The sequence below is a fragment of the Paenalcaligenes niemegkensis genome, assembly GCF_022230885.1.
Taxonomy (GTDB): Bacteria; Pseudomonadota; Gammaproteobacteria; order Burkholderiales; family Burkholderiaceae_B; genus Paenalcaligenes; species Paenalcaligenes niemegkensis.
Genome location: NZ_JAKGCT010000005.1, coordinates 214,515 through 237,882 on the forward strand (window position 1 = coordinate 214,515; position 23,368 = coordinate 237,882).

Annotated in this window: 14 protein-coding genes and 5 pseudogenes; 13 read left to right on the plus strand and 6 right to left on the minus strand. The window is 51.6% G+C overall.

Annotated features, from left to right (window positions below):
• Positions 1–12: 12 nt before the first annotated feature.
• The 3 genes from L1889_RS16680 to dctP are packed head-to-tail and all read right to left on the minus strand — an operon-like array spanning position 13 to position 2,848.
• The gene (locus L1889_RS16680; RefSeq protein ID WP_238666154.1) at positions 13–1,308 is read right to left on the minus strand and encodes a TRAP transporter large permease; all 1,296 of its coding nucleotides are present in this window, start codon (positions 1,306–1,308) and stop codon (positions 13–15) included.
• Between the two features lie 11 nt (positions 1,309–1,319).
• A complete protein-coding gene (locus tag L1889_RS16685) occupies positions 1,320–1,871 on the minus strand; it encodes a TRAP transporter small permease (RefSeq protein WP_238666155.1) in 552 nt (183 codons plus the stop codon).
• A complete protein-coding gene (gene dctP / locus L1889_RS16690; protein WP_238666156.1) occupies positions 1,868–2,848 on the minus strand; it encodes a TRAP transporter substrate-binding protein DctP in 981 nt (326 codons plus the stop codon). The genes L1889_RS16685 and dctP overlap by 4 nt, the downstream gene beginning before the upstream one ends.
• A gap of 477 nt (positions 2,849–3,325) precedes the next feature.
• Here dctP and L1889_RS16695 point away from each other — a divergent pair, with 477 nt between their 5' ends.
• Positions 3,326–4,450 carry a YncE family protein gene (locus L1889_RS16695; protein WP_238666157.1) on the plus strand — a complete coding sequence of 375 codons (1,125 nt, stop codon included), beginning with the start codon at positions 3,326–3,328 and terminating at the stop codon, positions 4,448–4,450.
• A 10-nt stretch (positions 4,451–4,460) separates the two neighbouring features.
• Positions 4,461–6,670: pseudogene (locus L1889_RS16700) on the plus strand (TonB-dependent receptor).
• Between the two features lie 62 nt (positions 6,671–6,732).
• Here L1889_RS16700 and L1889_RS16705 read toward each other — a convergent pair.
• Entirely contained in the window at positions 6,733–7,692 is a 960-nt protein-coding gene (locus L1889_RS16705; protein ID WP_308217696.1) for a LysR family transcriptional regulator, read from the minus strand.
• A 126-nt stretch (positions 7,693–7,818) separates the two neighbouring features.
• Between L1889_RS16705 and L1889_RS16715 the strand changes: the two genes are divergently transcribed.
• The 7 genes and pseudogenes from L1889_RS16715 to L1889_RS16745 all read left to right on the plus strand — a co-directional run bounded on the left by L1889_RS16715 (position 7,819) and on the right by L1889_RS16745 (position 15,817).
• The gene (locus L1889_RS16715; RefSeq protein ID WP_238666158.1) at positions 7,819–7,977 is read left to right on the plus strand and encodes a hypothetical protein; all 159 of its coding nucleotides are present in this window, start codon (positions 7,819–7,821) and stop codon (positions 7,975–7,977) included.
• On the plus strand, positions 7,971–9,131 hold the full coding sequence (dsdA, locus tag L1889_RS16720; protein WP_238666159.1) for a D-serine ammonia-lyase: 1,161 nt from the start codon (positions 7,971–7,973) through the stop codon (positions 9,129–9,131). The genes L1889_RS16715 and dsdA overlap by 7 nt, the downstream gene beginning before the upstream one ends.
• Positions 9,132–9,389: 258 nt before the next feature.
• Positions 9,390–10,744 (plus strand): annotated as a pseudogene (locus L1889_RS16725) (ABC transporter substrate-binding protein).
• A gap of 14 nt (positions 10,745–10,758) precedes the next feature.
• A complete protein-coding gene (locus L1889_RS16730) occupies positions 10,759–11,700 on the plus strand; it encodes an ABC transporter permease (RefSeq protein WP_238666160.1) in 942 nt (313 codons plus the stop codon).
• Between the two features lie 8 nt (positions 11,701–11,708).
• Positions 11,709–12,602, plus strand: a complete 894-nt coding sequence (locus tag L1889_RS16735; RefSeq protein WP_238666161.1) for an ABC transporter permease — start codon at positions 11,709–11,711, stop codon at positions 12,600–12,602.
• A 9-nt stretch (positions 12,603–12,611) separates the two neighbouring features.
• A pseudogene (locus L1889_RS16740) lies at positions 12,612–14,299 on the plus strand (ABC transporter ATP-binding protein).
• Between the two features lie 19 nt (positions 14,300–14,318).
• Positions 14,319–15,817 (plus strand): annotated as a pseudogene (locus L1889_RS16745) (M81 family metallopeptidase).
• A gap of 153 nt (positions 15,818–15,970) precedes the next feature.
• Here the strand turns inward: L1889_RS16745 and gabT are convergent.
• Positions 15,971–17,236 carry a 4-aminobutyrate--2-oxoglutarate transaminase gene (gene gabT / locus L1889_RS16750; protein WP_238666162.1) on the minus strand — a complete coding sequence of 422 codons (1,266 nt, stop codon included), beginning with the start codon at positions 17,234–17,236 and terminating at the stop codon, positions 15,971–15,973.
• Between the two features lie 388 nt (positions 17,237–17,624).
• Here gabT and L1889_RS16755 point away from each other — a divergent pair, with 388 nt between their 5' ends.
• Both L1889_RS16755 and L1889_RS16760 read left to right on the plus strand, forming a co-directional pair.
• Positions 17,625–18,353 (plus strand): FadR/GntR family transcriptional regulator, encoded by a 729-nt coding sequence (locus L1889_RS16755; protein ID WP_238666163.1) that lies wholly within the window; start codon positions 17,625–17,627, stop codon positions 18,351–18,353.
• Positions 18,354–18,446: 93 nt separating this feature from the next.
• Positions 18,447–20,103 (plus strand): annotated as a pseudogene (locus tag L1889_RS16760) (thiamine pyrophosphate-binding protein).
• Positions 20,104–20,125: 22 nt separating this feature from the next.
• On the opposite strand, the gene L1889_RS16765 reads toward L1889_RS16760, so the two are convergent.
• Entirely contained in the window at positions 20,126–20,830 is a 705-nt protein-coding gene (locus L1889_RS16765; protein WP_238666164.1) for a GntR family transcriptional regulator, read from the minus strand.
• A 190-nt stretch (positions 20,831–21,020) separates the two neighbouring features.
• Between L1889_RS16765 and L1889_RS16770 the strand changes: the two genes are divergently transcribed.
• Positions 21,021–22,079: a phosphotransferase gene (locus tag L1889_RS16770; RefSeq protein WP_238666165.1), complete on the plus strand. Its 1,059-nt coding sequence runs from the start codon at positions 21,021–21,023 to the stop codon at positions 22,077–22,079.
• Positions 22,076–23,344, plus strand: a complete 1,269-nt coding sequence (locus tag L1889_RS16775) for an aspartate aminotransferase family protein (RefSeq protein ID WP_238666166.1) — start codon at positions 22,076–22,078, stop codon at positions 23,342–23,344. The genes L1889_RS16770 and L1889_RS16775 overlap by 4 nt, the downstream gene beginning before the upstream one ends.
• Positions 23,345–23,368: the final 24 nt, after the last annotated feature.

A 23,368-nucleotide genomic window follows, 5' to 3' on the forward strand; every position in this document is an offset into this window, starting at 1 on the left:
TCTATTCCTTAGCTACATTTTTGAAGGCAGCCACATAACGAGCCCGGGCAGCAAAGCCAGTACACCCATCATCAATAAATACAGTGTAATAAAGGGTATGGCGGCGCGGTACATTTCCTGAATGGTGGTGTGACGCGCTACCCCCTGTAACGCGAATAACGTGTATCCGAAGGGCGGGGTGATATTGCCTATAGACATATTGATCAGGAAAATCGCCCAGAACCAAATGGGCTCAAACCCTAGGGCCATGATAATTGGCTTGTACAGGGGGACCAGCAGGATCATTACCGCTATCTGGTCAATGAACATGCACAGTACGAAGCCCAGCGCCATTAGCAAGATAAACATCACAACTGGTGACCATTCCAGTGCCGTTACCGCTTTGACCAAGCTTACAGTGACACCGCTCATGTTCAGCACCTGGCTAAATGAAACTGAACACACCATGATGATCATGATCATGCAGGTGGTCCATGCGGTGGAGCGGAGGGCCTCGATCAGGGTGTTGAGCCGTAGAGTCGCAAACAAAGAACATACCACTGCAGCCACAACACAGCCCAAGGCGGCAGCTTCGGTTGGAGTCGCGATGCCTGAGATGATCAAACCGAGAATGGCGACAATAATGGCGAGAAACGGTATGGCTTTTAATACAAGACGACTGCGCTGCGACCAGGGCAGGGTAGACGTTTCGTTTAGCGGAGGGGCCAGTTTGGGATTAATCTTGACCCGAATGATGACATAGGTGAAAAACGCAAGCGCCAGCAAAATACCAGGCACAATTCCGGCTACTAACAAGCTGGAAATCGATACGCTTGCCAAGATCCCAAGTACAACGGCCATCACACTTGGTGGAATAATCGGAGCCAGGCTTGACCCACCCAGGATGGTTCCTATCGACAAGTTACGCTGATAGCCACGTTTTTCCATTTCAGGCAGCAGTGATGCACCCATCATGGCCGCCACCGCCATTGCGGAGCCTGAGAGCGCGCCGAAGATCGTTGAAAGTACGACGCTGACGATATAAAGCCGGGATCGGACAGCGCCCACCAGCCCATCAACGGCATCAAACATAACGTTGACGGCGCTAGAGCGGAATAAGATTTCGCCCAATAAAATAAAAAGAGGAATCGCCGCCAATGACAGACTGCCCCCGGTGTCGTACATCGAATTGACAACCAGCAGCACTCCTTTGAAACTGCCCGATAAAATGTACAGGCCAATCAGATTGAGCGTTAGAAAAGACAAGAAAATCGGCAGCCCGGTTGCGAATAGCAGCAGCATCAAGACCAAGGCGCCTGTAATAAACACATACCATTCCATTAGGCGACCTCATCGTGTGTGCCAGGGGTTGCAGTGCGGCAAAAAGAGCACAGGAAATGACGCAGGTAATACAGGCCTGAACTGCCCAGCGCGTACACAATGGCTGTCATTAACCACCATTTGGGTATGGGTGTGACAGCGATCATCATTACACCGCGCTTATACAAGCGAAGTAACTCAATCCACCCGAACCAGGCGGCAAGCAGGCAAACGGCGCATGCCAACAGCATAGTGAAGCGCTCCAGCCACTTTGATCCACCCGGAGGTAGTGCCTTGACGACCATATTCATATTGGCATGGCCGTTTTTCCAGGCCAGCATCGGCGCTGCCAGAAAAGCGACCAATGCGAAACTGATGCCAGCGGTATCGGGCGCCCAGCTGCTTGGCATATGTAGCCAATATCGGGCAATGACTTCCCATGCCAACACGAGAGTCAGGTAGGCTGCTGCAATCATGCTCACACCAAATAGAGCTCGGGTAAGGCTATCGTGCGCCCACATTAGCGAGTGAGTGATGCCGCCATTCGGGCGGCGTTGAACGGCATGATTCATTTGCTCGTCAAACCTTTTTCGAGCGCTAATTTATGAAGTTCTGCTCCATCCGCCCCTGAACGGGCTTCTACTTGTTTCCATACCCCAGCTTCAAACATAGCATTAACAGCGGGAGCCACTTCAGGGCCGAACTCGGTGATTTGCAACCCAGCATCTTGCATCGCTTTGTCTTCAGCGGCCCATAACTCAGCAAATTTGTCACGACCCGAGCTTTCCAGCTCAATCGCCACGTCCATAATGATGCCCTGCGCTTCCTGGCCAAGGTCTTCCCACGTGTCGAGGTTCATGAACAGGATGTGATTAGTCACGCCAAAGGTAGGACGGGTCATGTATTGGGCTACCTCGTACCAGCCGTATTCCATTGCGCCAAACACGGGCCATGCGGCACCATCCACTACTCCGCGCTCAAGTCCTGAGAAAATTTCACTGGCAGGCAAAGTGACGACTGCTCCGCCCAGTTCGCTAACCATGTCATGGTAGGTGGCTGACGCGCGTATTTTACGGCCTTGCAGGGCACCGTCCTGTCCGATAGGTTGGCGGAGCAGAACGTGATAGCCCGAAGCAGCCGAAAAGACGCCAATCAGTTTCAAGCCACGAGTTTGATAATGCTGGTCGATCAGTTCGTAAGCGCCGCTTTCACGGCGCGCTATGGGGTCATCTTTCATAGCGTCCAAAGCGAAGGACATTCCTGTTTCACCCAAATGGTACGCGCCATGGGTAAATAGCATGTCAAACAGACCCGAGGACACGGGCTGCAGTTGCTCAAAGGGTGGCACAGTCTCGGGGCCCCGCATCTCGGCGCTTAACTTGCCTTCTGATCGTTCTTTAAGATTGCTGATGAACTGGTCAACAAAGACAGGCACTGCATTGTAGTTATTGTCCCAACCGGACAGAATCGTAAGGTTTTTGGCTTGAGCGGCGGATGCGCCAAGCAGGCAGGCACACGATAAGGTTGTGGCGAGTAATTGACGAATCATGAAGTTGTCTCCGCACGAATTTAATTATTAAAAGAGGCTCTTCTCTAGCGTTTCTAAGGCGCTCGTTATAGCGGACTAAGCCCGCCTAAAAGTTGTTTAACGATAAGCACGGGTATGAGTGACGTCAAGAAAAATTGCAAAATCAAGTTTCGCTAGGCGGAATTATGGGTTTGGCTGATTTAAGCTTTCGAAAGGCAAAAAATAGCGTTTGAGTATCGTAGAGCGAAAGCTTCTGCTCAAACCGCTGTGCCTGAGGCTTTCGATACGCGGAGGGCTGTATATAGCGTCTGACAATTACCACGCTTATTCATTTACCGAAGATATGCTGTTAATATTCGACAAATGAAAATCATTATCATTCGTGTTGATTGATGAATTGTAAGCACGTAGGTCGCCGTACAACGACGATTGTGCGGCGCCTTACGTCGTCTACACCCTAATAGGCACAACTGCTGTCGACTTATCGGAGATCCCCTAATGCCCGTCGCCCCACGTTTAATAACATCCCTGTTTACCGCACTGGTGCTGTCGTTACCCTTCACAATGTCAGTTCATGCGGAATCGTTAGCACCGGCTGCCACAGTTGTGCCCGAGACCCAGCAGAAATACGAAATCACGGGCGAAGGTGCACTGCGCAGAGAGTTAGCGCATGGGGTGTACCAAGTGGTTTACAGCCCGCTGACCACTTCTATTTATGTCGCTTCGTCTGAGGCCATGAAGAATGTTCATGGCGGAGCCATTTATCAGTTGGATCCGAAAACGCTTGAGACTACAGGCCTGTTTCACCTCGATGAAAAAAGTTTCGGGCTGGATATTAATCCCGCTGGTGATACCTTGTTTGTTACTCATAGCCTGTCCAGTGCAGTCAGTAAGCTTGATTTGAAAACAGGCAAGGTAATGGCCCGGCTGAAATTTACGGATACCAGCGAAGATGGTAGCCCTTATGGACCTCGCACCGTTTTGTATGAGCCCGAGACTGATACCGTGTATGTCGGAGGAGTGGGCGATCCAGGCATGATTTGGGTAATCGATGCTGAGACTTTTGAGCTGCAAGCCAAGATTCCCAACGCCGGAAAATGGGTTACGGGTCTGTTGTCCGATGTTGGCAATAACCGCCTTTATGCCGCCAACGGTGACGGCGAGGTTTTGGTGATTGATACCAGCAATAATCAAATACAGCATCGCTGGAAACCCGCTGGCAGCGACGCCGCGCTGTTGCTGAACCTGGCTCACGACGCCTCCGGCCATCGCTTATTCGTTACCGACGATTCTCAATTGAAAATGACACTGGTGCTTGATGATCAGACAGGCCGTGTCATTAAACGCTTGCCGCTGGGCGATTCGATGGATATTAAGTACCAGGCTGCTGATAACGCCTTGTATGTAAGTCATCGCGGCCAGGGAACCGTGTCTATTCTCGACGCCGACACCTATCAGGTGACCAATACCTACAAGCTCCCGCCAAATCCAAACAGCCTGCTGCTTGTGCCTGATCAAGAGGCTCTGTATGTGACCGTCAAGACACCGTTTACGCCGGAGTACACGGCCAGTGGTCCAGGCAGCGTAGTACGGATAAGCTTGCCCGTTCATCCTGCAAACTAAGGTGAAATAAATGGCTGCTATCCGTTTTTTTCCATCGACGATCGGGATAGTATTGGGTTACGCCGTTGCCTCGACGGTCCAGGCTCAGTCACCCACTGCCCAGCCGGAGCCTAGCGAGCTCTCTACCATCACTGTGAAAGCCAGCGCGGATGCTTCGGCTGAAGGTCTGTCGCCAGAGTTCGCGGGTGGACAGGTCGCCCGTGGCGGTCGTGCCGGTGTGCTGGGAACCCGCGACAATATGGATACCCCTTTTAGCATTACCAGCTACACAAACCGTTTGATGCAAAGTCAGCAAGCACGCAGTGTGGCAGATGTCGTACAGAACGACCCGGCAGTGCGCACGGCTCGAGGATTTGGAAATTTTCAGGAAACGTTTTTTATTCGTGGCTTTCTGACCGTGTCGGACGATATCGCGTATAACGGCTTATTTGGCCTGTTGCCTCGTCAATATACGGCGGTTGAGTCGGTCGAGCGCGTTGAGGTACTGCGTGGCGCAAGTGCTTTCCTGTATGGCGCAGCACCTTCCGGCGGTGGTATTGGAGGAACGATTAATGTGCTGCCTAAACGTGCTGATGACGAACCGTTGTCCCAGTTAACAGTGGGAACCGCAAGTGGTTCCCAGCTATATACTGCCGCAGATATAGGTCGCCGCTTCGGTCCGGATAACAGTACTGGCGTGCGGATCAACCTGGCTCGTCGTGACGGAGACACAGCGGTAGATGACGAGAAGGTGTCGATGAATCTGTTTAATGTCGGGGTTGACTGGCGTGGCGAGCAGACACGCTTGTCAGCCGATCTAGGCTTTCAGGAGTACCGGCTGAAAGGCATACGCCCGAACGTAACGCTAGCTGAAGACCTTACTGCTGTGCCTGATGCGCCGTCTAATAAACTTAACTACGCGCAACCCTGGACGGTTTCCAATGAACATAGCTTATTTGGAACTGTGCGTGCTGAGCACGACCTAAGCGATACGGCAACACTATGGGCTGCTTTGGGAGCCAAACGGGGCAAGGAATTCAACTCGCTGGCTAGTCCCACCGTATCTGATGCAACAAGCGGCGACGCCAGTTTTACCCGTTTTGATAACCGTCGTCAGGATGATGTGAAAACAGGCGAAGTGGGTTTTCGCGGTACTTTTGACACGGGTGCAGTCAGCCATCGCTTGGTTGCCTCTGTTTCGCATTTTGAACATAAAGAAAAAATGCAGTTGCCATGGGCTTAAACACACCCTTGGACACCAATATCTATGACCCTATTAACTGGCTTCGACCGGATTTTGCACCAGGCTCATTTATTGGTAATGACCTGAAAAATCCCAGTCTGACCAATCGCACGCGCCTGACCAGTTTCACCTTAGGCGACACCTTGTCCTTTTTGGACGACAGGGTCGAGTTGACCGTGGGTTTGCGTCATCAGCAGATGCGGCATGTTTCCTACGAATACTTCACTGGTGAGGCCGCCGGAGAAAACAGTCAAAAACGTACCAGCCCTGTAGCTGGTGTTGTGTTCAAGGTGCGTGACGACATTTCTTTGTATGCCAACTACATAGAGAGCCTGGCTCAGGGCGACACCGCTCCAGCCACTCAGGGAGGCAATCCGGTGCTGAACGGCGGACAACGGCTATCGCCCTATGTGTCCAAGCAAAAAGAAATTGGTATTAAATATGATGGAGGCAGGCTGGGGGCGGGGCTGGCGTTATTTACCACCTCCAAGCCGCGGGCTTTTGTGAACGACGAGCTGGTGTATGAAGCTGCCGGTAAAGACCGCCATAGCGGGGCCGAGCTGACCGTGTATGGTGAAATCAGCGAGGGTCTGCGGCTGTTGGGAGGGCTTACTTACCTGGAGGCGAAGCAACGTTCTACCGGCGATGCCGCCAGTGATGGGAAACGCGTTATCGGCGTGCCGCGACTGCAAGCTAATCTGGGGCTGGATTGGGATGTGCCCGCCATCGAAGGTTTGTCATTAAGTACCCGGGTCATTGCCACCGGCAGCCGTTACGCCAATGCGCAAAACACCTTGCGTGCGCCTGGCTGGGTTCGTGTTGATTTGGGCGCTAATTACCTGACCGATGTGGGCGGGACGCCCGTTACGTTCCGCCTGCAAGTCGAGAACGTCGCTAATCGCGATTACTGGTCATCGGTGGGAGGCTATCCCAACAATGGATACCTGGTACTGGGCAACCCACGGACGCTAATGCTGAATGCATCTATGGAGTTTTAGGAGTTTGGGCTACACGATACAGGTGTAGCCCTTTTAGCTGTTTGATAAGTTAAACCCGGCGACTAAGCGAGCTTTTGTTCTATATATGAATCCCGACTGGTTTTAAAGCGTCGACCTTCGAATTCGAGCCAGCGCCTAAGCACTTTTACCTCGTCGCTTTCAAGCAGAGGGCTGACAAAGTGGTACGAGGCTTGCGACTTCACCGCAATGGGGATGGGGGCCACCAAGTGACCTTTCTTCAAGTCTTCAATTACTAAGGCCATTCGGCCCATGGCGATGCCTTGTCCTGAGAGCGCTGCCGTTATCGCAAGCTGAGACAAATTAAAGTGCATGCCTGTGTGCTTGACGGGAAGTTCGTGCCCACTCTTCTTTAACCAATGATCCCACTCGGTGTTCTCAGGTGCGGCATCCCATGGTTTGGCGTCGTGAAGCATAAACTTCGCCGGAATAGACTTGTGGTGCGCAATATCAGGGTGGGCTGATAAAAAAGCCGGGCTGGCAACAGGTATTAACCATTCATTTAAGAATTCAGTGGCGCGGATGTCGTTGTAATGGCCAGGGTCGAAGCGTATAGCGGCCTTAATGTCATCTTCTTCCATGCGAAAACGATCCAGCATATGAAACTCGCCATGTACCCGGATCGCAGTTTCAGGATGCGCGCGCATGAGGCTACCCATTCTGGGGGTAAGCCAGATCATGGCGAACGAAGGTGAACAGCTAATGGCAGTAACCGTTTCATTTTGGCGAGACGGACGAAAAGAGGCAATTTCGCGGGCCAGGTCTTGAAAGCTGCGCTGAGTCGTGACGCTTAGCTGTTCACCTTCGTGAGTTAATTGCAAATTGCGATTCCCTCGTACAAAAAGGGCTACTCCTAAATACTCTTCCAGTTTTTTTACCTGCTGGCTAACCGAGCCTTGGGTGACACTCAGTTCGGTGGCGGCGCGCGTAAAGCTTAGATTACGAGCAGCTGCATCAAAACTGCGTAGCCACGCTAATAAAGAGGCAGAAAGGTTTTTTTCCATTAGTTTAACTAATGCCTATTTGCTTAAAAATGATTTGTCTAAAAAAATTAAACCACTCAGACTATAAAACAATAAATATAAAGATCAGCTTGTCATAATTAACGTAACTTGTTGGAATATTTAATAATGTACGTAGAAAGTACGCTAAATGATACAGAGGCGCCAGCGCTTTGGCTCAACCCTGATATTAACCCTAATAGGCAAGAAGATGCTTTTTCAGCTATTACTATTGCTGATGTTAAGGAAGCCGAAAAACGCTTGGAGCGTTTTGCCCCTTATTGCTGAAGCTATTTCCCGAGCTAGTTGAACATGACGGATTGATTGAGTCAGACTTACTGTCCGTTGGCGCTCCGCCAGGCTTGCATCAGCCTCAAGGGACGTTCTGGATTAAAGCTGATCATGCTCTGCCCATAGCAGGATCAATAAAAGCTCGGGGCGGTATACACGAGGTCTTGGAGTTCGTTGAAAACCTTGCGTATAAACACGGGTTAATTGTTGATGACGGTTCGTATTTAAGTTTAGACAGCGCAAAGGCGAAGGCTGTTTTTAGGCAATATAAGGTTGCAGTAGGATCTACGGGTAATTTGGGTTTAAGTATTGGCATTATTTCTGCAGCCTTAGGATTACAGGCTACGGTGCATATGTCGGTTGAAGCTAAACAATGGAAAAAATCGCGGCTTCGAGCTAACGGGGTAACGGTGCTTGAGTACACCGGTGATTATGCTCAAGCAGTTGAGGCCGGGCGGCTAGAGGCGGCAGAAGATCCCTATGCTTATTTTGTTGATGATGAAAAATCAGTTTCCTTATTTGCTGGTTATGCGGTGGCAGCGAGCCGGCTGCAGCAACAGCTACACAAAAAGAATATTCCTGTTGATGCGCAGCATCCGTTATTTGTGTACCTGCCCTGCGGGGTAGGGGGCGCGCCAGGAGGGGTGGTGTATGGCTTAAAGCATGTTTTTGGTAAGCACGCGCATTGTTTTTTTGTCGAGCCACAGCAGTCGTCATGCTTTCTAGTACAAATGCAGCATCCTGAGCATGAAGGCATCAGCGTTTACGACGTGGGGCAAAATAATCAGACCGAGGCCGATGGTCTGGCTGTACCTGCAGCGTCGCTACTGGCTATCGACGCAATGCGTTCCCGCTTGTCTGGCATTGCAACCATGGCAGATGAGTATTTATTTGCAGATCTTTATGCGTTGCAAAGCAACGAGGGTTTGAAAGTAGAGCCTTCCGCAGCGGCTGCTTGCAGTGGGCCCCGCGCGCTATTCAATACCACGCAAGGCAGACAATACATTGAAGCGAATGGTCTGGGCGACATCTTGGATAACGCCAACCATATTCTTTGGACAACGGGAGGGTTGTTCGTACCTCCCGATGAATACCACGAGTATTTGGCTCGTGGGGCAACGGTTAACCAGCAAATATTTGCTGCGTCTTAACCAATAACACTAACTAGAAGGGTGGAGACTATGAAATTTAACTTTGTCGCAGGCACCAAGGCGTTGGTCATTGCTGCGTCGTTGGCTGCTATTGGTGTCGGGTCTGCCGTTCAGGCACAGACAATAACCGCTGTTATGCATTCCAGCCTGCGCGTGCTGGATCCGATCATGACTACGGCACACATCACTCGCAATCACGGATACATGATTTACGACACGCTATTGGCAACGGATGCCAATAACGAGATCCAGCCGCAAATGCTCGAAGGTTGGGAGGTGTCGGAAGACGGAAAAACCTATACCCTGACCCTGCGCGAAGGCTTGAAATGGCATGATGGAAACCCGGTTACTGCTGAAGACTGCATAGCGTCGATCAAGCGCTGGGCCCGCCATGACAAAATGGGTCAGATGATGATGGGCGAGCTGGCCGAAATGAAAGCGGTCGACGAAAACAGCTTCACCATGAGCTTTAAAGAACCTACCGAGCTGGCATTGCACTCCTTGGCCAAGCCCAGTGGTGTCACGCCATTCATGATGCCTAAGCGCATTGCCGAATCACCCGAAAATACGGCAATTACTGAGCATATCGGTTCTGGTCCCTTCAAGATGGTGATGGACGAATTCAGACCGGGCTTACAGGCGGTGTATGAGAAAAACGCTGACTATGTACCAAGAACTGAGGCTGCTAGCGGCTTGGCGGGCGGTAAGAATGTGTATGTCGACCGCGTAAAGTGGATCGCGACTCCTGACGCCATGACTTCAGTTAACGCGCTCATGAGTGGTGAAGTCGATTATTTGGAGCAATTGCCCTACGATCTGGCACCCATTGTTGAAAGTAATTCTGATATCAACATCGAAGTTCTGGATCCTCAGGGTTATCAGACGGTCATGCGTATGAATCATATGCACCCTCCCTTTAATGACCCAAAATTCGCCTGGCTGCCATGTACGCCGTGGATCAGGAACAAGTGTTGCAGGCCATGATCGGTAATACGCAATACTACAAAACGTGCCCTGCGGTTTTTGGTTGTGGCCTTACCTATGAAAGCAATGAAGGAGCTGACATTAGTGTGAAGGGCAACCCTGAAAAGGCGAAAGAGCTATTGAAAGAAGCCGGCTATGACGGCACGCCAGTTCTTATCTTGCAGCCCACTGATACGCCATCAGTTAACACGCAGCCCGTCGTGATTGACCAAGCTCTTAAAGCGGCTGGCTTTAACGTCAATATGCAGGCAATGGATTGGCAAACAGTCGTAACCCGCCGCGCCGTACAGTCTGCACCTAAAGACGGTGGCTGGAATATTTTTGCCACGAATAACGTAATGGCTGAGGCGTTTGACCCATTGCGTGCCTTTGGTGTGGCAGCCAACGGACAGGACGCCTGGTTTGGCTGGCCTGATGTTCCGGCAATTGAAGAGCTGCGCTTGAAGTTCTCGAGAGAGCCTGACCTGGATGAACGCAAGAAGTTAGTCGAACAGATTCAGACCTTAGTTATAGAGGAAGGGGTGTTGTTACCCATGGGTCAGTATTACGTCCCAGGAGCCTTTCGTAGCAATCTGAGCGGCATGCTGGAATCGCCGGCACCTATCTTCTGGAACATCAAGAAATCTTAATCGATTAACAGCCTATGTTGAACTTTATCTTGCGGCGTACTGCAGCTTCAATACCGGTAATGCTAGTCGTGGCAGCGGTAGTGTTCGCGTTGCTCCGCCTAACGCCCGGAGACCCTGCAGCCATTATTGCAGGTGATTCGGCAACCTCTGCGCAGCTCGAAGAAATACGCCGCATGATGGGGTTAGACCAGCCTATCTACACACAGTTTTTTATGTGGTTGTGGAAGGTGCTTCATGGTGACTTCGGCACGTCGCTCTTATCTGGCGTGCCGGTCGCTGACATGATCGTACAGCGCATGGGACCATCAATAGCGTTGGCCTCCAGTACCATTGTGGTGGCAGTTTGCATCGCGATTCCTTTAGGGATTGTTGCTGCCTGGCGCCAGGGGAAGTTGTTGGATCGTGTGGTTATGGCGACTTCGGTACTGGGCTTTTCAGTTCCTGTGTTTGTTACCGCTTATGTTCTGATTTTGTTGTTCTCGATAAGGCTGGAGTGGTTTCCCGTGCAGGGTTATCAGCCACTTTCGGCAGGCATATGGCCTTTCTTGCGTTCGCTCGTTTTGCCTACCGCAGGGTTAAGTACCGTCTATGTGGCGCTTATTGCGCGTATTACCCGCACCAGCATTATCGAGGTGATGGGTGAAGATTTCATTCGGACCGCCCGCGCTAAAGGAATGAAAGAGAGTCGTGTGCTGATAGGTCATGCCTTGCGTAATGCTGCTGTGCCTATCGTTACGATTATTGGGGTTGGCATTGCCATGCTTATTAGCGGAGTCGTGGTGACCGAATCAGTGTTTAACCTTCCAGGGCTCGGCCGTCTGGTGGTTGAGGCCGTGTTAGCACGTGATTATCCTGTTATTCAGGCGCTAATACTATTGTTCGCCTTGGTGTATGTCGTGATCAACCTCATCGTTGATGCGCTGTATACCGTGTTTGACCCACGCATTCGATATTGAGGCTACTGATGACGACAACTTCTACACATCAGGCGGCGCTTGATTCCATCCCAGAGGCAGTGCACAAGCCGCGCTCTGCTTTTTCTAAAACTTTCAAGACTGTACCTGTCATTGTCGGGCTAACCATATTGGTGTTAATGATCTTGGTGGCGATATTCGCCCCATGGTTAAGCCCGTATGAGCCTACTCAAATTAATCCAATCGCTCGCTTAAAAGGAATCTCGGCCGAACATTGGCTTGGTACAGACGCGTATGGGCGCGACGTGCTTAGCCGAGTACTGTATGGCGCTCGTGTTTCGCTGATGGTAGGCGCAGGTGTCGCCATACTGAGTGTGACCCTGGGCTTGGTTATTGGAGTGGTGGCTGGCTATTTCCGCTGGGTTGATGCAATTGTCATGCGGATTATGGATGGTTTGATGGCGATTCCTGGAATACTGCTGGCCATTGCCTTGGTATCGCTTTCGGGCTCTAGCCTGTTAACCGTCCTTATTGCCATTACGATCCCTGAAGTGCCCAGGGTAGTACGTCTGGTGCGCAGCGTGATCTTAAGCGTACGTAATGAACCCTATGTCGAGGCGGCGGTATCGCTTGGTACGCCCACGCTAACGCTGATGCGACGGCATTTAGTGCCTAACACGCTGGCTCCGTTGGTGGTGCAGGGGACCTACGTATTTGCGTCAGCCATTCTGACTGAGGCTATTTTGAGCTTTTTAGGTGCAGGCGTTCCTCCCGCAACGTCGTCGTGGGGCAACGTCATGGCTGATGGCCGCTCGTTCTTTCAGCTACTTCCTGGGCTGGTCTTGTATCCCGGGCTGCTGCTATCGCTAACCGTGTTAAGTGTGAACGTATTGGGTGATGCCTTGCGTGATGCACTTGATCCGCGTATGGCCCGTCGGGTGTAAAGGCAAACTATGACAAATAATAATATAAAGACGAATATCGTTCTGACGATCGATAAGCTGCAGGTGTGCGTGCGCGACGAGGATGCTCCCGATGGAATCGGTAGCACCATTGTGCATGAGCTAAGCCTGCATGTAGAGTCTGGAGAAACCTTGTGTATTGTGGGCGAGTCAGGGTCAGGGAAGTCGGTTAGTTCAATGGCGGTAATGGGTCTTTTACCTAAAGATAGCTTAATGGCTACAAAAGGCGCTATTACCATTGATGGTGAAGACGTCCTGCAGTGCACGCCCGCACGCATGCGTGAATTGCGCGCATCGAAGGTAGCAATGGTGTTTCAGGAACCCATGACCGCGCTCAACCCGGTTCACAAAGTAGGCCGCCAGGTTGAGGAGGTGTTACGGCTGCATAGTCGTTTATCAGCCGCCGAGCGTCGTAAGCAGGTAATGGCTATGCTGGCCTCGGTGCATTTGCCCGATATCGAACGTATATATGAGTCCTACCCCCATGAGCTTTCAGGTGGGCAGCGTCAGCGCATTGTGATTGCCATGGCGTTGATTTTGAAGCCAAAACTGCTCATTGCTGACGAACCTACCACCGCTTTGGATGTCACCACACAAAAGCAAATTCTGAGCCTTATCAAAGAGCTCCAGGCCAAGCATGGAACCGCAGTCATTTTTATTACGCACGACTTTGGCGTAGTTGCCGAGATTGCGGACCGAATCTTAGTCATGAACCAAGGGCGTGAGGTTGAAACGGGCACACGGGAGCAGGTTTTGGCCAAGCCAAGCGAAGACTACACACGCATGCTGGTATCGTCGGTGCCAAGCCTCACGCCAACCAGTAAGCCCGTGCAAGATGGCGAAATTGTACTGGAAGTTCGAGATTTGCATAAAAGCTACTTCAAGCCTAAGCAATTCTTAAAAAACAAGAGATGGTCGCCGCTGCAGCGGAGGTCAGCTTCGCCTTGCGCCGGCGGGAGATTGTAGGCATCGTGGGCGAGTCAGGCTCAGGTAAGTCTACCGTTGCACGCTGTGTCATGCGCTTGATTGAACCCAGCTCAGGGGAGATTGTGCTGCAGGGCACTGATATTACGGGTTTAAGCCGCGCTGCACTGACTCCGATGCGCAAGCGTATTCAAATTATTTTCCAGGATCCTTACCGGAGCTTAAATCCACGCCGAAAAGTGGGTGATTCCGTTATGGAGGGTTTGCTGAACTATGGCACTTCTTACGACCAGGCACTAAAGCAGGCCGCTCGGGCAATGGAGCTTGTAGGTCTGCCCGCTGAGGCACTTGAGCGATATCCACATCAGTTTTCTGGAGGACAACGTCAGCGCATATGCATTGCACGAGCTTTGGTGATGGAGCCTGACATTTTGGTCGCGGATGAAGCCGTGTCAGCACTGGATGTGTCGGTGCAAGCTCAAGTGCTTGAGCTTTTAGAAGAAATTCGTGAGCGGGTTGGTGTCGGCGTTTTATTTATCACCCACGATTTACGTGTTGCCGCACAAATCTGTGACACGATCATTGTGATGAAAAAAGGCCTGGTTGTTGAGGCAGGGCCGGCGGCTCAGGTGCTGGCCGAGCCTAAAGAAGAATATACGCAGCGTTTAATTACGGCGGCACCTGGACGTCATTGGGATTTTCAAAACTTCAGGCCGGTAGCAGACTCCACATCCAAACAGTTCACTACTCACTAATAAGACGAGACAACAAATCATGGCACGTATTGTTTATGGCGGTTTTCAACACGAGACCAACACCTTTGCCCCCGACCTCGCCGACTGGGCCGCCTTTGAAGCGGGAGGGGTTGGCCCGGCGTGGTGAGTGGCAATGCTATCTGGCCTGCCATCAAGGGAGCAAATATCCCTGCGGCAGGCTTTATCGCTAAAGCCCAGGCTGCCGGTGACGAGCTGGTTGCTACTACGTGGTGCGCGGCTAGTCCTTCGGCTCATGTGGAAAAGCACACTTATGAGCGCATTGTCGAGATGATTTTGTCTGGCATTCGGCAGGCTTTACCTGTTGATGCTGTCTACCTGGATTTGCACGGTGCCATGGTAGCCCAGCACTTTGACGACGGCGAAGGTGAATTATTGAGCCGAGTACGGGAATTGGTAGGTAACGAAATTCCCATTGTCGCCAGTCTTGATTTACATGCCAACGTTACTCAGCAAATGCTGGAGCAGGCCGATATGTTAGTGGCGTATCGTACCTATCCCCACGTTGATATGGCCGATACAGGGGCTCGTGCATTCGATTTGCTTAAGCGGCGCCTGGCGACAGGCGTACGCCCTAAATTAGCGGTACGCCGTCTGCACTTTCTGGTTCCTATCTGCTGGCAATGTACCGATATTGAGCCAGCAAAAGGCTTATACCAATTGCTGGAAAAAACGGAAGGTCTAGATGTTCACCTTTCCTTTGCTACCGGCTTTCCTGCGGCTGATTTTCCGGAATGCTCACCCGTGGTCTGGGCCTATGCCGATACTTTAGAGGATGCGCAGCAGGCCACCAATATCGTTGCCGATGCTGCTGAAGCCGCCGAAGAGCGTTTTGCTGGCAAATTGTACAGCCCCGATGAAGCGGTAAAGTACGCGATGCAGCAAAGTGCCGGGGCTACCAAGCCCATTGTTATTGCTGATGCCCAGGACAACCCCGGTGCGGGCAGTAATTCGGATACTACCGGTATGTTGCGTGCCCTGGTTGCCAATGACGCTCAGAATGCTGCGATTGGCTTAATTGTTGATCCAGTGGCGGCATTAAAGGTTCACGAGGCAGGCAAGGGCGCGACCATACGCTTGGCTATCGGAGGCAATTCCGGAATTCCCGATGATGAGCCTTTTGAAGCTGATTTTCTGGTCGAGAGCTTATCAGATGGGGTGGCCTATGCGAAGGGGCCTTACTACTCCGGCTTTACCTTGGAAATGGGCCCCTCCGCCTGCTTGCGAATAGGCGGAGTGCGTGTGGTATTAGCGTCGCGTAAAGTGCAATTGGCCGACCGCGTAATGTTCAGCTATGTAGGAATTGATGCGCCGACGCAAGATGTCCTGGTCGTCAAAAGTGCTGTGCACTTTCGTGCTGACTTTACACCGATGGCAGAAGAAATTATTGTGGCTGCAGCACCAGGCTCTATGCCCATGATTTTGAGTCAGTTACCTTGGAAAAATCTGGCGGAAGGGATGAGGATAGATCCTTGTGGCGAAGTCTTTGAGCCCAGTTGAGCCTATAGCTCGATCAGACGTGTGAGGGGCAGTAGCTTTTGAGTTTCGCTGGCAGCGACCCAAGCTGGCTGTAAAAAGGTCTGTAAACAAGCGATTCTTTAAAGAATCGCTTGTTCAGGCATCTGGGGGAAATTGCGCTGTGGAAAGTTCGTATCACCCACGTAGGGCTTCTTCGATAATATCCAGAGCTTCGTCCATGATCTTGTCAGTGATAGTCAGAGGAAATAAGAAGCGGATAACGTTAGCTTCAGTACCACAGCTGAGCAAGAGCAGACCTTGTTCTAAAGCACGCTCTTGAACGGTCTTAACGAAGCTGGGGTCTGCCATGCCGGTGTCAGGGTCTTTGAATTCAGCGGCGATCATCGCGCCCAGGCCACGAATGTCGGCTATATTCTTGACGTCTTTGGCAATGGCTTTTAAACGCTCTTGCAGGCGCTTGCCCAGCTCGTTCCCACGAGCGAGCAGATCCTCATCTTTTATTACATCAATAACAGCAAGAGCCGATGCCACGGCTAAGGGGTTTCCGGCATAAGTGCCGCCTAAACCACCAGGAGCTGGAGCGTCCATGATCTCGGCACGACCACAGACACCTGAGAGCGGCATACCACCCGCTAAGCTTTTTGCCATGGTCGTTAAGTCTGCATGTACATCGTAATGTTCCATTGCAAACAGCTTTCCAGTGCGGCCGAAGCCAGTTTGCACTTCATCAGCCACCAGCAAAATACCGTGTTCGTCGCAGACTTCACGTAAATGTTTCATGAACTCAGGAGGGCAAACGTTAAAACCGCCTTCCCCTTGTACAGGCTCAAGAATAATTGCAGCGACGTTTTTAGGATCCAGAGCAGAGGTAAAGAGAGCTTTTAGGGCGCGTTTCGCATCCTCAACGGAAACGCCGGCTTGCTCGTTGGGATAGGCGGTGTGGTAAACATCGCTAGGGAAGGGGCCAAATCCGACCTTATAGGGGTTAACTTTCCCGGTGAGCGCCATGCCGAGTAAGGTGCGACCATGGAACGATGCGTTAAATGCCACGACAGACGGACGACCAGTGTAGGAGCGTGCGATCTTGATGGCGTTTTCTACCGCTTCGGCACCCGTGGTGAAGAAGGCGGTTTTCTTGTCGCCTGGGCCGGGTACGAGCTGGTTAATTTTTTCCGCCAGTTCTACATAGCTCTCATAAGGCACTATTTGATAAGCCGTATGCGTAAAGCGCTGTAATTGCTCTTCAATGGCTTTGATCAGACGCGGATGGCGATGGCCGGTGTTGAGTACGGCGATACCAGCGGCAAAGTCGATATAACGCTTGCCTTCAACATCCCATAACTGGGCGTTGTCGGCCCGATCAGCATAAAAATTGCACATGATGCCAACGCCACGAGGGGTAGCAGCATCTTTTCGTTGTTTTAAGTTGGCGTTGCTCATTAGTAGTCTCCAAGTTGTTCAAGGTATCCAAAGTTATCGCTGAACGCACAGCGTAGTGAATTGCTACGTCAACGGCTTATTAGCTTGTTGGCCATTGCGGTGCATGAAGACTGTGGATGGAAAGAGCTTAAGTCTTCTTTGGTACTTTACAAAGATCCATTACACCCAAGATAAAGGGTACCGCTTTGAGGCAAACAGGCGTCGCGTAATCAAGCGTCAAGCCTTGAGCCTGCTCGTATCACCTTTTTGATGGTTCGATGGCCTGTCCAGTTCAGTTATCTGTTCAAATTGGTGGTTAACCCTAGTTTTCGCGTTTTTATCTTGATAACCCGCTCTGGTGTACGGTAGCTTAGTGGCCTGACCACCAGACCTTTCAAATGGACAAAAAATGAGTGTATTTGAAGCCGTCGCCGTGCCGCGCTTATATCGCGTTATTGCGGATCAAATTGCCGGAAAAATTCGTAATGGTGAGTTTCCGGTTGGTGGTCGCCTGCCCTCGGAGCGCGAGCTCGCCGAGCAATTACGCGTTAGCCGGGCCTCTGTGCGTGAAGCGCTTATCGCTCTTGAGCTCGAGGGGTATGTGTCAGTTCGTGTAGGTACAGGGGTATTTGTACTCAGCGCTCATCATCCTGAAGATTTCAAATCAAAAGATACTGCGTCTGTGGCCATTGAGTATGACAACGACCTTGGGCCGTTTGATCTGTTGGAAACCCGCTTGCTGCTTGAGCCTGAAAGTGCGGCGCTGGCGGCGAAGCTGGCAACCGACGAGCAGATTCAAGCCATTCGCGATGCGCACGCCGAAATGGCAAATAACCCGACTCCGTCGCGTGCGGATCATGCTTTTCACATGGCTGTAGCGGTAGCAAGTGGCAATGCTGCTTTAGTTGCTGTCATTGCTCACATATGGGATTTGGCTCTGAACAGTGCGGTATTTTCACGCATGGATAAACACTTTGTGGATGCGCGTGTCTGGGAAAAAGCAGACAAAGAACATGCGCGCATTCTGGATGCTATTGCGGCACGTGATGCCACTCGTGCAAGAAACGCAATGCATGACCATTTGGTTGGAATCCTGGCGCGGTTACGTGTCGATTTTGGTGGCGATGGGGCTATATAGTTCGGACGTCACGACCGCAACGCGGCTGGATCCTAGAGGAGAATAAATGTGACGGCTACTCCTGTTATTAAGCGAAATGGCGGGCAGGTTTTAATGCAGCAGCTTCGTATTCATGGTACGAAGCGTGTGTTTTTAGTACCCGGTGAGAGCTATTTGCCGTGTATCGATGCTCTGAATGAGCACGTGGGCGTGATTGAGCCTATTGTGTGCCGCCAGGAAAGTGGCGCAGCCTATATGGCTGAGGCCTACGGCAAACTGATGGGTGAGCCAGGAGTTTGCTTTGTTACCCGAGGTCCTGGCGCAACCAATGCCAGTATCGGTGTACACACGGCCTTTCAAGACTCGACACCGATGATTTTGTTCATTGGGCAAGTGGGAAATGATTTTGTAGAGCGCGAGGCATTCCAGGAAATCGACTATCGACGGATGTTTGGACAGATGACGAAGTGGGTCGCGCAAATCGATCGTACAGAGCGAATTCCCGAGTACATTGCGCGAGCTTATTCGGTGGCGACCAGTGGACGCCCTGGCCCTGTCGTGCTGGCATTGCCCGAGGATACTCTATGGGGGAAGCAGCGGTGGCCGATGCTTCACGCTATATCCCTAAGCAGGTTAATCCGGGCCGGCACGATATGGATGCGTTTGCGAAGATTCTGAATGAGGCCCATAGCCCGGTAATGGTGGTGGGGGCAGCGGTTGGACGCCGGAAGCGGTTCAGCAAGTACAGGATTTTTCAGAGCGTGCCGGTGTGCCCGTTGGAACTTCATGGCGCCGCCTGGAGTGTTTTGACCAGGCGCACCCCAATGCGGCTGGCCAAGTGGGCTGGGGTATGGATGCGAAGCTACAGCAGCGCATTGAAGAGGCCGATGTCGTGATTGCCTTGGGCACCCGGTTGGGCGAAGAAACTACGCTTGGCTATACCTTGGTCAAATCACCTGTGCCTAGACAAAAGCTGGTACATATTTATCCTGATTCTGATGAGTTAGGCCGTGTTTTTGCACCGGTGTTGTCTATTGTGGCTGGTGTTAAAGGCTTTGCTCAGGCATTAAGCGAACTTGATGTCGTCGCGGCCAGCGAAGATAGAAAGACCTTGGTCGGCAACGCTCACGAAGAATATTTAGCCACTCTAAAGCCCTTGCCAGCCCCTGGTCCACTTAGTCTGGATGTTATCGCAGCGGCTGTTAACGAGAAGTTGGGCCCGGATGCATGCGTTACGGTCGGAGCGGGTAACTATGCCTTGTATCCGCATCGCTACCGGCAGTTTCGCCAAATGGGTACGAGCCTGGCACCTACTGTGGGCTCGATGGGCTACGGTTTGCCTGCTGCGATTTCGGCGAAGCTCCAGAATCGCGAACAAACAGTGGTGTGTTATGCCGGTGATGGGTGTTTTCAGATGACTATGCAGGAATTAGGTGTGGCCCTGCAATATAAGTTGGGCATTGTTATTTTGGTATTTAATAATGGGGTGTGGGGTACCATCCGCGCGCATCAAGAACGCGATTTTCCAGGCCGTGCTATAGCTCTGGACTTTGTTAATCCGGATTTTACGCAGGTGATCAAAGGGTACGGTGGCTATGGTGAAGTCGTAGAGCGCACCGACGACTTCGCTGATGCCTTTGACCGGGCGCTGGCATATGCTGATGAACATCAATTGCCTGCGTTGCTGGAGATCCGCTATGACCCCAATGGCATCGCTCCAGGTGAGACCTTAAGCCAAATTCGTGAGCGGTCGCTGGCAGCAGCCAACTAGCGGTTCTACTCTACTGCAGCGCTTAGGCCGTTGTCGAGGTATTGGCAGCGGCCTGTTTCCTTTTAAACTCGAGTATGGGTTGGCCGCCAGAGAGAATGTCAGTTTGCACGGCGATTTTAGCCGCTTGGCCGTCCCGGTTACGCATGGCCTCGATAAGTACATAGTGTCCATCAATCATATCTCGTCCTCCGTCGGCGTAGATTTCAGCAATTAGTGGCCCCATCTTTAGCCAAAGCCTGCGCAAAATATCAAGTAACACGGGCATGTCGGCTATTTTGCAATATTCAAAATGAAAGCGCTGATTAAGACCTGTAGCATTTACCACATCGCCTGCCTGCAACGCATCTTCGTTTTCCTGTATTAATGCTTCAAGTCGCTGGATGTCGGCATCGGTGGCTTTTTCTGCTGCCCTGGCGGCTGCCATTCCTTCGAGCTCAAGCCGGATATCTCGAATCTCAAGGTATTCCTCGAGTGTTACCTGGCTCACCCTTATATCCCTGGCACTGCGCATGGTGAGTGCCCCGTCTTGCACTAGCCGCAAGATGGCGTCGCGTACGGGCGTGACACTCGTCCCCATTTCTTCGGCAAGTTCGCGAATGCGCAGGCGTTCGTCTGGGCGCAAGCGGCCTTCAATAAGGGCCAGCGATATCGTTTGATAGACTAAAGCCCCCATATTTTCGTGTTTTAACGCGGTGAAGGCGGTGGCGGTAACAGGCGGAGGAGACATGGCATCTTGGAGTAAGTTTGCAGGGAATATAACGATGCTACCTTAGCTGAGGAAATTTAGCGATGATGCATCATGTTGAATTCTATTGATCTTTGAATAGTCTGTAACCGCTGAAAGGGTTAACACTCATTAATTTTAAAAATATTGATGATGTATCATGCATCAATCCTTATGTTTTTAAAGTGGTGACATGACGACCTTTGTGCCAACTGCAGAACCGGGTATCGCATTGGCGAACTCCCTGTTAACGACCTCTCCTCCAAGAGTGGGCATTCGCGATGCCTTGCAGGTGATGGCTGATTTTTATCAGGGTGCTGTAAGTGGCGAAGCGTTAAGTGGTGAGCGCGACAAGAATTTTTATGTACGTCGCCCTGAAGGGAGCTACCTCACCCTGAAATTTATTAATAATGCCGAAACGCCAGCAGAGACAGAGATGCAGATTTCGGTGCTGAAGCATTTGGCTCAGGTAGGTTTGGAGCGCGCGGTACCCCAGCACATCAGTTGTGCCAATGCGGGAGGGAATTGGCTTTCTTACTCTACCGAGGAGGGGCCAGTACGGGTTAGAGCCTACAGTTTTATCGGGGGCGAGTCGGGATCCTTTTTAAAGCCATTGCCTGTGGTGTGGCGTGATATCGGAATCGCGGCAGGTCAGCTTGATCAAGCCTTAGCTTCGTTCGAGCATAACGCTGCACATAGGGCCTTCTTATGGGACGCATCTCAAGTTTTACTGCTGAAACCGATGCTTAGCGCTGTAAAGCATTCGTCTGTGTACGAAGACCTCTTGGATTTCATGACGCAGTTCGAAAGGGTAACGCAGCCGGCACTTTGCGGCCTTCCCCATCAAGTGATTCATAACGACCTGTCGCCCAGCAACATGCTGAGCTGTGATGATGGCTTGCGAGTGGCTGGAATTCTTGATTTTGGAGATCTAGTCTACGCGCCTCGTATCGCCGAGATTGCCGTAGCTGCCTCGTATCAGATGGGAGAGGCGGCTAAGCCTCTGGACGTTCTTGGACATATGTTGGAAGGCTACGCAAGCATAGTTCCCTTATCGGCTTCAGAGCGACGCTATGTTATGGATTTGGTGCTCGCCAGATTGGTTCAACGCATGGTAATTACCTCATGGCGCGCGTCACAGTTTCCGTGTAATAGCGCTTACATACTCCGTAGTCATGACTCGGCAAAAGAACTATTTGAACAGTTGATCGGACCTTGGTTGCAAGCAAATAAGGGAGCACAGTTGTCATGAGTCAAGAGTTAACGTTATTGCAGCGGCGTGTTGTTTTGGGCCCAGCCTATCGTTTGTTTTATGAGCATCCGGTACATGTGGTACGAGGTCAGGATGTTTGGCTGGAGGATGCCGAAGGGCGGCGTTACCTGGACGCATACAACAATGTGCCAGTAGTAGGGCATGCCAATGTAAAAGTCGTTGCTGCGATGACAGAACAGGCGCTCAAGGTAAATACCCATACGCGTTACCTGAACGAGAATGTGGTGGATTACGCCGAGCGGTTACTGGCCTTGTTTCCTGCCGAACTCAACCGCGTGGTCTTTACTTGCACAGGCAGTGAAGCAAATGACCTGGCCCTGCGCATTGCGCATGACATGACTGGCCGGAAGGGCGTTATTGTCACTGCCAACGCCTACCATGGCGTGACTAGTTTGCTGGCTGATATGTCTCCCTCGCTGCGTCCGGTGGGTGACTATGTAGAGGTCGTGCCGTCGCCACTATCGTTTGTGGGCACTCCTGATGAGATTAACGCACAGTTTTCCGAGGCGATCGATCTTGCGGCAGAACGGTTAGACCAAAGAGGAACGCCTGTATGTGCATTGCTGATCGATACCGTTTTTGCTAGTGATGGTCTGTATTTGCCCAGTAGAGGAGTGATAAGAGCTGCTGCTGAGGCTGTACGCCGCCATGGTGGGCTCTTTATTGCGGATGAGGTGCAAGGTGGTTTTGCTCGCGTTGGCGGTAATTGGTGGGCGTTTATGCAAGATGATGTGGTGCCCGATATTGTGACGCTAGGCAAGCCGATGGGCAATGGGCACCCTATAGGGGCCGTCGTCGTAAAAGACGCTCTACTCGATGAATTTGGAAAGCAGAGTCGATACTTCAATACCTTTGGCGGTAATACGGTATCAGCTGCGGTAGGTCTGGCTGTGCTATCAGAGCTAAAACGTATAAATGCCACCGAACAGGCCTTGCATGTGGGAAGGCTGATGGAAGCCGGTTTAAAGGGCATCGCCCAAGACTACGCTACGGTTGGCGCTGTACGGGGAAGTGGCTTGTACTGGTCGGTGGAGTTAACACCGTCGGCACAGGTGGCTGAGCAGTCAGCCACGCTGGCGGCAGCGATTGTGAATGGTTTACGCGAAGACGGCGTACTTATTGGAACCTGTGGCAACCGAAATCATATCTTAAAGATTCGACCGCCTTTGACATTTAGGCCAGAGCATGTAGAGCTCTTTATTCAGGCATTGAGGCGGCAATTTACTAGTTTGGATCTGCAGTAGCAGAAACGCAGGAAACCACCTCAA